This is a genomic window from Methylobacterium sp. AC690 (genome assembly GCF_979256535.1).
In genome coordinates this window covers 38,299-50,446 of sequence record NZ_CEEDOX010000020.1, presented here as the reverse complement: position 1 = coordinate 50,446, position 12,148 = coordinate 38,299, and the positions used below count along the sequence as shown (strand labels likewise).

Sequence of the window (12,148 nt, the reverse complement as noted above, 5' to 3'; positions counted from 1 at the left end):
TTCCTATCGGGCGGCGACCCGGCCGGACATCCGGCACGGGCGCACGCAGCGCCGGTCAGGCGCGGCCGGGGTAGTTCGGGCTCTCGCGGGTGATGGTCACGTCGTGAACGTGGCTCTCGCGCAGGCCCGCATTGGTGATGCGGATGAACTGCGCCTTCTCCTGGAACTCGGGGATCGTCGGTGCGCCGACATACCCCATGGCGGCCCGCAGACCGCCGGCGAGCTGGTGCAGCACCGCCGCCACCGGGCCCTTGTAGGGCACCTGCCCCTCGATGCCCTCGGGAACGAGCTTGTGGGTGTCGCTGACCTCGGCCTGGAAGTAGCGGTCGGCGGAGCCGCGGGCCATGGCGCCCACCGAGCCCATGCCGCGGTAGCTCTTGTAGGAGCGGCCCTGGTGCAGGAACACCTCCCCCGGGGCCTCGTCAGTTCCGGCCAGGAGCGAGCCCAGCATGGCCACGGAGGCGCCGGCCGCGATCGCCTTGGCGAGGTCGCCCGAGTACTTGATGCCGCCATCGGCGATGACCGGCACGTCCGCGCCATGGGCGGCCTCCACGGCCTCCATCAGGGCGGTAAGCTGCGGCACGCCCACGCCGGCGACGATGCGGGTGGTGCAGATCGAGCCCGGGCCGATGCCGACCTTGATGGCGTCCGCGCCGGCATCGATCAGGGCCTGGGCGCCGTCGCGGGTCGCGACGTTGCCCGCCACCACCTGCACGGCGTTGGAGAGCTGCTTCACCCGGCGCACCGCGTCGAGCACCTTGATCGAGTGGCCGTGGGCCGTGTCGACCACGATCACGTCGCAGCCGGCATCGATCAGGCGCTCGGCCCGCTCGAAGCCGCTGTCGCCGGTGGTGGTGGCGGCGGCGACCCGCAGGCGGCCCTGCTCGTCCTTGACCGCGCCCGGATAGGCGACCTGCTTCTCGATGTCCTTGACCGTGATGAGGCCGATGCAGCGGTAATGGTCGTCGACGACGAGCAGCTTCTCGATGCGGAACTGGTGCAGCAGGCGCTTGGCCTCGTCCTGGCTCACGCCCTCGCGCACGGTGATGAGCCGGTCGCGGGTCATCAGGTCGGCGACGGTCTCGGACGAGTTCGTGGCGAAGCGCACGTCGCGGTTGGTGAGGATGCCGACGAGCTTGCCGCGGGAGCCGTTGGGGCCGCGCTCCACCACCGGGATGCCGGAAATGCGGTTCTGCTTCATCAGCGAGAACGCGTCCGCCAGGGTCTCGTCCGGGTGGATGGTGATGGGGTTCAGCACCATGCCCGACTCGTACTTCTTGACGAGGCGGACCTGCTCGGCCTGCTCGGCCGGCTCGAGGTTGCGGTGAATGACGCCCATGCCGCCGTTCTGTGCCATGGCGATCGCCATCGGCGCCTCGGTGACGGTGTCCATGGCCGAGGCCAGGATCGGCAGGTTGAGGTGGATCGAGCGGGTGAGCCGGCTCGCGATCTTCACTTCGGTGGGCATCACCGAGGAGGCTGCGGGGCGCAGCAGGACGTCGTCGAAGGTCAGGCCCTCGATGATGGAATCAGCGGTGATGCGGGCCATGAACCAACTCCGGAACGGGTGCTGCGTCGGGCCCTCACGGGCGTTCCGACGTCACTGGGTTGGCACGGGCCAGTATCATGCGCGAGGAACCGGCGCAAAGCCGCCGGTGCGCGCGTCCGACAGGAAAATGCGCCAGGGGCGCCGTTCTCCGGTGGGGGTTGCGCCTAGCGCACGCCTCGGGGGGCGCCCGGCAGGCCCTCGGCCGGTCCCTTGTCGGTCCATTCCGGCGGGGCGCCGACGTAGTCGCCGAGGATGCCGTCGATGCCGGGTGCGCGGCCGAACGCCTCGCAATCCGGGTCGAGGGGCGCCTCGCCGAGGGTCGTGATGCGGACGCGATCGTAGGTCGGCAGCGTGAGCGGCGCCTTGAACGGGTCCTGGCCGGTGGCGAGGTAGAAGCCGAAATCCTGGCCGAACTCGCCGGCGAGGTCGTAGGCGTCGCTGGCCGGGGAGAACCGGGCCTGGTTGGTGAAGGCGTTGCTCGCCCCGCCCCAGACCATGGCGGCCCGCTGCACGTTGCGGCTGTCGAGGGCCTCGGCCTCGACCGTCAGGCTGCCGAGACCGATGGGGATGCGGGGAATCGGGATGCGGCCGACGGCCGTCGCGAAACCGGCGCCGAGCTGGGACGCGATGGTGATGCCCGCCGAGGTCGCCACCGTGGCGCCGGCCGCCGGGACGTTGGTGAGGTCGATCCGGGTCACCGCCGAGCGGACGGTGAGGTCGGCCTTCCGGCCCGAGACCACGTCGTAGCGCAGGGAGAGTTCGTAGCAGAGGGCCCGGTCGGCCGCGTTGGCCACGAGCTTGCGCTCGGCCGGGGTCAGGCCCGGGGCCACGACCTCGGAGAAGGAGGTGGGTACGATCCGCACCGTCCGGGTGGCCGCGAGGGCCGCCGGATCGACGAAGATTCGTGAGGAGCTGGCCGTCTCGTCGCTGCCGGCGAGGCGGTCGTAGCGGGTCAGGGCGCCGGATTCCGTGAGCACCACGGTGCCGCAGCCCGCGACCGCGGCCGCCAGGGCAAGGCTGGAGACGAAGCCTGCCAGCCTGCGTCGATGTTCGAACCTCGGAAGCATCGGTGACTTTCTTGGGGACGCGCGGGTGGACGCTCGGCACGCCTCCCCGGGAAAGGCGTCTCCCGAAGGAGCCCTTTCCGAGGGGGAGACCTGCGGTGTCCAGATCATGCCGGCGAGCTTAGCGGCTCCAGCAACATTGTGGAAAGGTGAGCAGGCCCGTCGCCGGTCCGATGCTGGACCGATGTGGCCGCAGGGCCACGCCGCCGGAGGCGTCAGGCCCTGCACGTGCGACATGCCGCTTTCATCCCGTGCCATTCGTCACGGGACGCGCGCTTGCCGCGGCGCGGCTTTTCGTCGGTATGAGGCACCCGAACGGCCCGACCGGACCTATGTCTCGCCGATGCGCACCTCCCAGATCGTTCCCCTCGTCGTCGCCACCGCGCTGTTCATGGAGAACACCGATTCCACCGTGATCGCCACCGCGCTCCCGGCCATCGCCCGGAGCCTGAACGAGGACCCGATCGCCCTCAAGCTCGCGCTGACCGCCTACCTCGTCAGCCTGGCGATCTTCATCCCGATCAGCGGCTGGATGGCGGACCGGTTCGGGGCCCGCACGGTGTTCCGGGTCGCACTCGGGGTGTTCATGGCGGGTTCGCTGGCCTGCGCGGCCTCGAACTCCCTGGCGGGCTTCGTCGCCGCCCGGTTCTTCCAGGGGATCGGCGGAGCCATGATGGTGCCGGTCGGACGCCTCGTGATCCTGCGCAGCGTGCCCAAGAGCGAACTCGTCAGCGCCCTCGCCTACCTGACGATCCCCGCCCTGATCGGACCGATCTTCGGTCCGCCGCTGGGCGGCTTCATCACCACCTACTTCGACTGGCGCTGGATCTTCTTCATCAACATCCCGATCGGGATCGCCGGCATCGTTCTGTCGACGCTCTACTTCGAGAACATCCGCGAGAGCGATCGGCCGCCCCTCGACGTCCTCGGCTTCCTGCTCTCCGGGCTGGGGCTGGCCACGCTGATGCTCGGCCTGGCCTCCACCGGCCGCCACCTCCTGCCGGACGGGGTCTCCTGGGGCTGCCTCGTCACCGGGGGACTCCTCCTGGCGCTGTATTTCCGGCATTCGCGCGGCATCGCCCATCCGGTGATCCGCCTCGACCTGCTGCGCTATCCGACCTTCCGGGCGGCGGTGACCGGCGGCAGCCTGTTCCGGATCGGCACCGGGGCGATCCCGTTCCTGCTGCCGCTGATGCTGCAGATCGGCTTCGGCCTCGATCCCCTGCGCTCGGGCCTCATCACCTTCGCGGCGGCGGCCGGGGCGCTGCTCATCAAGATCATCGGCCCCCGCATCCTGCGCGCCTACGGCTTCCGCCGGGTGATGCTCGTCAACGCCCTCGTCGCCTCGGCCTTTCTCGCCGTGAACGGCCTGTTCACCGCCGAGACCCCGCACGCGATCATCATCTGCCTCCTGCTGATCGGCGGCTGCGTGCGCTCCCTGCAGTTCACCTGCGTCAACGCCATCGCGTATGCCGAGCTGGAGACCCGGGAGATGAGCGCGGCCACTAGCCTCGCCAGCGTGGCGCAGCAGCTCTCGCTCAGCCTGGGCGTGTCCCTGGCGGCCCTGGCCCTGGAGGGCGCAGCCGCTTTGCACGGCCGCAGCGAGATCGCGGCGCAGGACTTCGCCCCGGCCTTCCTGGCCGTGGCGCTGATCTCGGTGATGTCGTTCTTCCCCTTCCGCCGGCTAAGCCCGGAGGCCGGGGCCGAGGTCTCGGGGCACCGGCTGGTCGCCGCCGCCCCACGCAACGCGATGCCGTAGAACGCCCGGGGGCGCGGGCCTCAGGCTGCGGCGCGGGCGGGCGCCCGGCCGCCGGGCGCGCGCTTCGGCTTCGGCCCGCCCCGTGCGCCGGCCGTCGGCTTGGCCGCCGATCGGGCCGGGCTCGCCGCGGCGCGGGCGCCCTGGCGCCAGCCCTGCCAGCTCCAGCGGCCGGGGCCGGTCATCGCGTACATGAGGAAGCCGCCGGCGAGACCGAAATCGGCCAGGAGCAGGGTGCGCTCGGCCACCGCGCTCGGGCCGACGAACTGCCAGAACGGATGCAGCAGCACCGCCATCACGCCGACGAAGACGGCGAGCGCCAAGCCGCTGAGGCGCGGCAGCACGCCGAGGATCAGCGCCACCGGGCCGAACACCTGGACGATCACGGCCGCGGTGGCGACGGCGTTCGGCGACAGCAGGCCGGTGGCCGCGAGGGTGATGGCGAAGCCGGAGACGTTCAGGGCCCGGGCGACCCCGGTGGGCAGCAGCGCGGCGGCGAGCAGCAGCCGGGTGAGAAAGAGCAGTCCGTCTTGGGCACGGCCGGTCACGTCTGGGGCTCCGTCAGGTATCCTGGGACACCGACCTTTGTCGTGACCGCCTGAAGACGGCGTTAAGGCTGCGGTCTCCTCAACCGGAGACGCCGCCGCGGAACAGGCGGCCCCGCTCGGTCCAGGCCACCACCGCGAGGGCGAGGCCGCCGAGGAGCGCGTAGCCGATGCCGATGGGCAGCACCGAGCCATCGAAGGCATGCCCGATCAGGAAGCCGCAGAAGGCGCCCAGGATCGTGGTGTAGAAGCCGAGGAAGGACGAGGCCGTGCCGGCGATCTCGCCGAGGGGCTGCAGCGCCAGGGCGTTGAAGTTCGGCATGGCGAAGCTGATCAGGAACTGGTTGGCGGCCAGGATCGTCAGGAACAGGGCCAGGGGCGGGTGACCGTGATAGGCGAGCCCCGCCACCACCTGCCCCACCGCGACGACGACGAACAGGCTCAGGCCCGCATGGGACAGCGGCCGCATGCCGAGGCGCCGGACGAGGCGGGCATTCACGAGGGTGGCGGCCCCCATGGCGCCGGCGACGAGGCCGAAGGCCAGGGGGAACAGGCCCCCGAGATGGTAGAGCCCCGTGTCGAACACCTGCTGGGCCGAGCCGACATAGCCCATGATGCAGCCGGTGAGCAGGCCCAGCGCCGTGGCGTAGCCCACCGCCACGCGGTTGCGGAAGGTGATGGCCACCGCCTGGGCCACCGCGCCGAGGGAGAAGGGCCGCCGGTACTCCGGATGCAGCGTCTCGGGCATTCGCCAGGCGAACCAGAGCACCAGGATGCCGGCGAGCGCCAGCATCGAGACGAAGACGTAGACCCACGAGCCGAACAGCAGCATGGCGCCGCCGATGGCCGGCGCGATCATCGGCACGATCAGGAACACCATCATGATGAGCGACATCACGCTCGCCATCTCGCGCCCCGCGAAGCGGTCGCGCACGATCGCCGTCGACAGCACGCGCCCGCTGGCGGCGCCGATGCCCTGGATGATCCTCGCCGCCAGGAGCCAGCCGAAGGACGGCGCCACCATGGCGAGGCCGGTGCCGACGACGTAGATCGCCAGGCCCGCCAGCAGCACCGAGCGCCGGCCGTAGGTGTCCGAGAGCGGCCCGTAGACGATCTGCGCCGTGCCGAAGCCGATCATGTAGACGTAGATGAGGAGCTGCAGGCTGTTCGGGTCGACCACGCCGAACCGCGCCTGGATCGCCGGGAACGCCGGCAGCAGGTTGTCGATCGAGATCGCCGTCACGGCCATCATCAGGGCGACGATCCCGACGAACTCGCCGAAGCCCGGGCCCGTCCAGGGCCGTGCGGCGGGTCCGGAGACGGCGTCGGGGATCGGGGGTGCCGGGGCGTGCGCAGTTTGAGCCGGGACGATTTTGGCCGGGGTGGTCTGGGCCGGGGTGGTGCTCACCTGGGACGGTCCTCGGGGGCTGGGGCGGCGCGGCGGATCACCGTCGAGCCAGAACGTTTCGTCCGGCTCTTGGTGCCTTCGGCACGGCGGGGCCATCCGGGGCGCTGCATGGCTGCCGCGCGGGCTCCTCGGCGCGCTCGCGCCACAATTTCGGAGAACCGTGCCCGGGTGCCGGAGATGCGGCGCGTCGGGGAGCGGAACAGCGGCAGCATGCAGGAGACGCGTCGCCGGATCGTCCAGTTCGGGCTCCTCGGTGCCCTCCTGTCGGGCCGGCCGGTCCGGGCCGAGGCCGTCGCGCCGGTCGCGGCGCCCCGGCCGGACTTCGCCGCCCGGGCCGACGCCCTGGTGCGGCCCTACGCCCGGGCCGGGATCTTCTCCGGTGCCGTCATCGTGGCCCGGGACGGCGCGGTGCTGTTCCGGCAGGCCTACGGGGCGGCGCAGCGCGAATGGTCCGTACCCAACACCCCCGAGACCCGCTTCCGGATCGCCTCCCTGACGAAGCAGTTCACCGCCGCCGCGATCCTGACGCTGCAGGAGGCCGGGCAACTCCGGCTCGACGACCCGGCCGCGCAGCACATGCCCGGCCTGCCGGCGACCTGGGCGCCCATCACCCTGCGGATGCTCCTCGACCACACCGCGGGCCTGCCCAACGTGACCGCCCTGCCCGACTACCCGACCCTCCTCGCCCGGACCGCCCGCACGCCCATGGCGGTGGTGGGCCGGCTCTTCCGCGAGGCGCTGCTGTTCCCGGCGGGCTCGGCCCAGGAATACAGCAACACCGGCTACATCCTCCTGGCGGCGATCGTCGAGGGGATCACCGGCGCGCCCTTCGCCACCGCGCTGAACCGCCTCGTCCTCGCCCCCGCCGGCCTCGCCGAGACCGGCGACGCCGATCCCGAGGCGGTGATCCCGCAGCGGGCCACCGGCTATCACCGGGTCGCCGGGCAGTGGCGCAACGCGCCCCCCGTGGTGTCGGCGGCCGTCCTCGGGGCCGGCGGCCTCGTCTCCACCCTGGACGACCTCGTGGCCTGGGACGCCGCCCTGTTCTCCGGCCGGATCCTGCGCCCGGCCGCGCTGGCCGAGATGGTCCGGGACAGCGGCCACGGCTACGGGCTCGGGCTCTATGTCGGCCGCGCCTATGGCCAGCGGCTCCTGTCCCACGGCGGCTTCCTCGACGGGTTCTCGGCGATCAAGGACACCTACCCGGATCTCGGCCTGACGGTCGTCGTCCTGGGCAACACCGAGACGACGCCGGCCCAGACCCTGTCCCGCCGCCTCGGCGCCCTCGCCCTCGGCCAGCCGGAGGTCACCGAGATCGCGGTGCCGGCCGCCGTGCTCGACCGCTACGTCGGGGTCTACCGGACGGGACCCCGCGCCGTGGTCTCCCTCGCCCGGGAGGGCGACCGCCTCGTCGCCCGCGGGGCCGGGCCCGCCCGCCTCGGCCTGACCCCGGAGAGCGACCGTGTCTTCGTGGCCGAGGACGGCACCCGCCTCGCCCTCGACATCGAGCCGGACGGCCGGGCGACGGGCCTCCTCCTCGACCTGCCCGGCGGCGCGCGCGCGGGCCCCCGGATCGACGCGCAGACGGCCCGTCGCATCGGCAACCGCCGCCTGGCCCGCCTCGGGCCGCGCTGAGGGCCGTTCGGGTCGCCAACCCGCCCGAACGGGTCTAACATCCGCGCCGCGTCACGACGCCATCGGGCGCGCCGATCATCCGAGCCACGCCCCTGCGCGACGATCCGTTGGCCAAAAGTCCACCTTGATTTGACGCCGCGTCTGGCCTTGGCTGCCGCCCATAAGAACAATCAGGAGGAACTGCGATGAACAAGCCGGAATTTCTCAACCAGGGTACCAAGGCGCCGTTCTCGGCGCGCTACGACAACTTCATCGGCGGCCAGTGGGTCGCGCCCGTTGCCGGCCGCTACTTCGAGAACACCTCCCCGATCACCGGCCGGGTGATCTGCGAAGTCGCCCGCTCGGACGCCGCCGACGTCGACAAGGCCCTCGACGCCGCCCACGCCGCGAAGGAGGCCTGGGGCCGCACCGCGCCGGGCGAGCGCGCCCGCATCCTCAACAAGATCGCCGACCGGATGGAGGAGAACCTCGATCTGATCGCGCTGGCCGAGACCTGGGACAACGGCAAGCCGATCCGCGAGACGACCCACGCCGACATCCCCCTGGCAATCGACCATTTCCGCTACTTCGCCGGCTGCGTCCGTGCGCAGGAGGGCTCGATCTCCGAGATCGACCACGACACCGTCGCCTACCACTTCCACGAGCCGCTGGGCGTCGTCGGCCAGATCATCCCGTGGAACTTCCCCATCCTGATGGCGGTGTGGAAGCTCGCCCCGGCGCTCGCGGCCGGCAACTGCATCGTGCTCAAGCCCGCCGAGCAGACCCCGGCCTCGATCCTCGTGGTGGCCGAGCTCATCGCCGACCTGCTGCCGGCGGGTGTGCTCAACATCGTCAACGGCTTCGGCCTCGAGTGCGGCAAGCCGCTGGCCTCCTCGCCCCGCATCGCCAAGATCGCCTTCACGGGCGAGACGACGACGGGCCGGCTGATCATGCAGTACGCCTCGCAGAACCTGATCCCGGTGACGCTGGAGCTCGGCGGCAAGTCGCCGAACATCTTCTTCTCCGACGTCGCCAACGAGGATGACGACTTCTTCGACAAGGCGCTGGAGGGCTTCACCATGTTCGCCCTCAACCAGGGCGAGGTCTGCACCTGTCCGAGCCGCGCCCTGGTGCACGAGTCGATCTACGACCGCTTCATGGAGCGGGCGATCAAGCGCGTCGAGGCGATCACGCAAGGGTCGCCCCTGGATCCCGCCACGATGATCGGCGCCCAGGCCTCCTCGGAGCAGCTGGAGAAGATCCTCAGCTACGTCGACATCGGCAAGCAGGAAGGCGCCCAGTGCCTCACCGGCGGCGAGCGCAACGTCAAGGACGGCGAGTTCGCGGAAGGCTACTACATGAAGCCGACCGTGTTCCGCGGTCACAACAAGATGCGCATCTTCCAGGAAGAGATCTTCGGCCCCGTCCTCTCGGTCACGACCTTCAAGGACGATGCCGACGCCCTCAGCATCGCCAACGACACCCTCTACGGCCTCGGCGCCGGCGTCTGGACCCGCGACGGCACCCGCGCCTACCGCTTCGGCCGCGCCATCCAGGCCGGCCGCGTCTGGACGAACTGCTACCACGCCTACCCGGCCCACGCGGCCTTCGGCGGCTACAAGCAGTCCGGCATCGGGCGCGAGAACCACAAGATGATGCTCGACCACTACCAGCAGACGAAGAACATGCTCGTCAGCTACTCCGCCAAGAAGCTCGGCTTCTTCTAGGAGCCGGTTTCGAGATTGACACCCGAGTGAAACTTGCCCCGGCCGGATGACGGCCGGGGCTTTTTCGTTGGCCGCCCTATCTCATCCCAGCGTCCTCTCCCGGGCGTCCTCTCCCGGGCGTCTCTGCCCGAACGTCCTCTCCCGGAGATCCTCCATGAGCGAGACCGCCCTCGATCCGACCACCGCCGACCAGGCCGGTGCCGACGGGACACCCCTGCGCGTCACCGCGACCCCCGCCGCCATCGACCTCATCGAGGAATTGCGGGCCGAGCACGGACCGGTGATGTTCCACCAGTCCGGCGGCTGCTGCGACGGCTCGTCGCCGATGTGCTACCCCCTCGGCGACTTCCTCACCGGCGACAGCGACGTCCATCTCGGCACCGTGGCGGGGGCCGATTTCTGGATCAGCCGGCCGCAATTCGCGGTCTGGAAGCACACGCACCTCATCCTCGACGTGGTGCGCGGCCGCGGCGGCATGTTCTCCCTCGAGAACGGGCGCGACAAGCGCTTCCTGATCCGGTCGCGGGTCTTCACCGAGGCCGAGAACACGGCGCTGGAGGGCGCCTGCCGGATCTGAGGCGTCAGGAGCGCGGCTTCGGTCGCTCGCCGGCGTTGCAGCGCTTCATCGCCGCGACGGCCTCGGAGACGCCGCTCAGGTCGAAGCCCGCCTTCCAGCCCTTGCCCTTGAGGAGGATCTCCTCGGACTCGGCGGCCTTCTCGACGAGGCTGGCGGGCAAGGTCCCGACGAGCCGGGTGCCGTTGCCGGTCCAGGTCGCCTTGGCGTTGACGGTCTTGCCACCGAGTTCGGTGGCGGCCGTGATCTTCTCGTCCCGGTCGTGCTGCCACTTGCTGTAGGTCAGCACCACGACGAGGGCCTTGTTCTCCAGCGCCAAGGTGATCGAATTGTCGGCGTCGTCATCGTCCTCGTCGACGTAGGACCGCACGATCACGCAGGCGGGGCTGCCCGTGACGCTGGCGGCGCGCTCGACCTGCCAGCCGTTCAGGCTCTCGAACAGCGGTCGCTCCTGCTGAAATGCCTCTTGCGGAAGAGGCTGTTGGGCCCGCGCGGCCCCGGAGGCGACGAGACTCGCGAGCAGGCCGAACAGGCAGGACCGGGCCGGCGACGGGCGCTTCATGACGGGATTCTCCGATGGGAACGGGGGCGGTCGCGGCTCAGAGCTTGGCGCCGGGCACCGGCGTCTCCGCCGGCTTGGCGGCCGACTTGGCGGCCGACTCGGCGGCCTCGCGGGCATCCATGAACCCGGCGAACGCCTCGGGCGTCTGGGTCGTGAAGGCAACGATGGGCTGCGGGTCGTCCGACAGGTCGCGGAACGCGGTGCAGAGCTCCGGCGCCGGCTTCGCGAAGGTCGGCTGCAGCTTCCCCTGGATCTCTTCCATGACCGGGGCCATCTCGGGACCGAGGGCGGCGAGCTTGGCATCGAAGGCGGCCCGTTGCCGCGCCGTCGTCGGGATCTCGCAGCTTCCGAGGAGTTTCTGGAAGATCAGGCCCATGCCATAGACCTTGATTCGGGTCTCCGAGGGCCGTGCGGCCGCCTTCCGCTCATCCTGGCGTCGCGCCGTCGCGGCCGCGAACGCGTCCGGCCCCAGGGCGAGGTACTGGTCAAGGGCGGTGCCGAAGCTCGCCGCGTCCTCAGCCTTCGGGCAGAAAGGGGCCCTCGGGTCGGTGAAGCGCTTGCCGAGTTCGCTGTCGATGGCCGCCTGGATCGGGCTCATCTCCGGGCGCATCGCCGCCAGCTTGGCCTCGAGATCGGCGCGCTGCTTGCCCGTGCTCGCGACCTCGCACTCCTTGAGGGCTTTCTCGAAAAAGAGCCCGCTCGCGTAGTTGGCGATGCGGCCCTCCGAGGGAAGCTCCGCCGCGACCTCCGCCGGCGTGCTGCTGCAGCGCTTCAACGCGGCGAAGGCTTCGGCGAAGGCCGGGATCTTGAAGTCGGCGTCGCCGTCCTTGAAGCGCAGCACGATGGCGTCGGCGCCCATGAGGTGCGGCAGGAGCGTGTCCGGGAACTCGCCGGTCAACTGGGTGTCGTCGGCCTTCCACTTGGAGCGCCGGTCGACCACCTTTCCGCCCGCCAGGAGAACGACGGTGCGGTCGCCCTTGTCGTGCGACCAGCCCTGGTAGCCCAGGGAGATGACCAGGAATCCCGGGTAGGTCCCGATCGCCACCGCGCTGGCATTCTCGTCGTCCGCATCCTGGTAGCCGCGCACCATCATGCACTTGGCCTTGGCCCCATCGCCGCTGCGGCTGATGTCCCAATCCGCCACCTTCGCGAAGGGAATGTCCTTGGCCGCCGCCGCCGTCGCGGCGAAGCCGATCCCGGCCGCGAACAGGGAGACCAGAAACCGGGAGACCGGAAGCCGGGAGACCATCGACAACTCCACATCGCCTGCGCGCCCGGGGCAGGCGCCCGGATCAAGACCGGCAACCTGGACTGCAGATCATGGAAGATGTGTTGATGTCGGCGACGTC

General features: G+C 70.7%; 10 protein-coding genes. 4 read left to right on the top strand and 6 right to left on the bottom strand.

Features of this window, described 5'->3' with window-relative positions:
- Positions 1-55: 55 nt before the first annotated feature.
- Together guaB and AC0IY1_RS21035 are read right to left on the bottom strand one after the other, a co-directional pair.
- The gene (gene guaB / locus AC0IY1_RS21040; RefSeq protein ID WP_055953442.1) at positions 56-1,549 is read right to left on the bottom strand and encodes an IMP dehydrogenase; all 1,494 of its coding nucleotides are present in this window, start codon (positions 1,547-1,549) and stop codon (positions 56-58) included.
- 164 nt (positions 1,550-1,713) lie between these two features.
- Positions 1,714-2,616: a DUF3313 domain-containing protein gene (locus tag AC0IY1_RS21035; RefSeq protein WP_103710131.1), complete on the bottom strand. Its 903-nt coding sequence runs from the start codon at positions 2,614-2,616 to the stop codon at positions 1,714-1,716.
- A 232-nt stretch (positions 2,617-2,848) separates the two neighbouring features.
- Between AC0IY1_RS21035 and AC0IY1_RS21030 the strand changes: the two genes are divergently transcribed.
- A complete protein-coding gene (locus AC0IY1_RS21030) occupies positions 2,849-4,372 on the top strand; it encodes an MDR family MFS transporter (RefSeq protein ID WP_471772138.1) in 1,524 nt (507 codons plus the stop codon).
- Between the two features lie 20 nt (positions 4,373-4,392).
- Here AC0IY1_RS21030 and AC0IY1_RS21025 read toward each other — a convergent pair whose 3' ends face one another.
- Positions 4,393-4,917, bottom strand: a complete 525-nt coding sequence (locus AC0IY1_RS21025) for a DoxX family protein (RefSeq protein WP_471772136.1) — start codon at positions 4,915-4,917, stop codon at positions 4,393-4,395.
- 79 nt (positions 4,918-4,996) lie between these two features.
- Entirely contained in the window at positions 4,997-6,166 is a 1,170-nt protein-coding gene (locus tag AC0IY1_RS21020) for a multidrug effflux MFS transporter (protein ID WP_103710171.1), read from the bottom strand.
- Positions 6,167-6,532: 366 nt separating this feature from the next.
- Between AC0IY1_RS21020 and AC0IY1_RS21015 the strand changes: the two genes are divergently transcribed.
- From AC0IY1_RS21015 to AC0IY1_RS21005, 3 genes are all read left to right on the top strand, one after another.
- Positions 6,533-7,957, top strand: coding sequence for a serine hydrolase (locus tag AC0IY1_RS21015; protein ID WP_471772134.1), 1,425 nt, complete (start codon positions 6,533-6,535; stop codon positions 7,955-7,957).
- 185 nt (positions 7,958-8,142) lie between these two features.
- Complete coding sequence (gene adh / locus AC0IY1_RS21010) at positions 8,143-9,663, top strand: aldehyde dehydrogenase (RefSeq protein WP_055953430.1); 1,521 nt, start codon at positions 8,143-8,145, stop codon at positions 9,661-9,663.
- 154 nt (positions 9,664-9,817) lie between these two features.
- A complete protein-coding gene (locus AC0IY1_RS21005) occupies positions 9,818-10,240 on the top strand; it encodes a DUF779 domain-containing protein (protein ID WP_471772131.1) in 423 nt (140 codons plus the stop codon).
- A gap of 4 nt (positions 10,241-10,244) precedes the next feature.
- Here the strand turns inward: AC0IY1_RS21005 and AC0IY1_RS21000 are convergent, their stop codons facing one another.
- Both AC0IY1_RS21000 and AC0IY1_RS20995 read right to left on the bottom strand, forming a co-directional pair.
- A complete protein-coding gene (locus tag AC0IY1_RS21000; RefSeq protein ID WP_103710127.1) occupies positions 10,245-10,799 on the bottom strand; it encodes a hypothetical protein in 555 nt (184 codons plus the stop codon).
- A 37-nt stretch (positions 10,800-10,836) separates the two neighbouring features.
- A complete protein-coding gene (locus AC0IY1_RS20995; RefSeq protein WP_471772128.1) occupies positions 10,837-12,048 on the bottom strand; it encodes a hypothetical protein in 1,212 nt (403 codons plus the stop codon).
- Between the last annotated feature and the right edge of the window lie 100 nt (positions 12,049-12,148).

Excerpts from the sequence above, each read along its gene's own strand:
- guaB (WP_055953442.1), bottom strand. The coding sequence starts at position 1,549 with ATGGCCCGCATCACCGCTGATTCCATCATCGAGGGCCTGACCTTCGAC.
- AC0IY1_RS21035 (WP_103710131.1), bottom strand. The coding sequence starts at position 2,616 with ATGCTTCCGAGGTTCGAACATCGACGCAGGCTGGCAGGCTTCGTCTCC.
- AC0IY1_RS21030 (WP_471772138.1), top strand. The coding sequence starts at position 2,849 with ATGCCGCTTTCATCCCGTGCCATTCGTCACGGGACGCGCGCTTGCCGC.
- AC0IY1_RS21020 (WP_103710171.1), bottom strand. The coding sequence starts at position 6,166 with ATGATGGCCGTGACGGCGATCTCGATCGACAACCTGCTGCCGGCGTTC.
- AC0IY1_RS21015 (WP_471772134.1), top strand. The coding sequence starts at position 6,533 with ATGCAGGAGACGCGTCGCCGGATCGTCCAGTTCGGGCTCCTCGGTGCC.
- adh (WP_055953430.1), top strand. The coding sequence starts at position 8,143 with ATGAACAAGCCGGAATTTCTCAACCAGGGTACCAAGGCGCCGTTCTCG.
- AC0IY1_RS21005 (WP_471772131.1), top strand. The coding sequence starts at position 9,818 with ATGAGCGAGACCGCCCTCGATCCGACCACCGCCGACCAGGCCGGTGCC.
- AC0IY1_RS21000 (WP_103710127.1), bottom strand. The coding sequence starts at position 10,799 with ATGAAGCGCCCGTCGCCGGCCCGGTCCTGCCTGTTCGGCCTGCTCGCG.
- AC0IY1_RS20995 (WP_471772128.1), bottom strand. The coding sequence starts at position 12,048 with ATGGTCTCCCGGCTTCCGGTCTCCCGGTTTCTGGTCTCCCTGTTCGCG.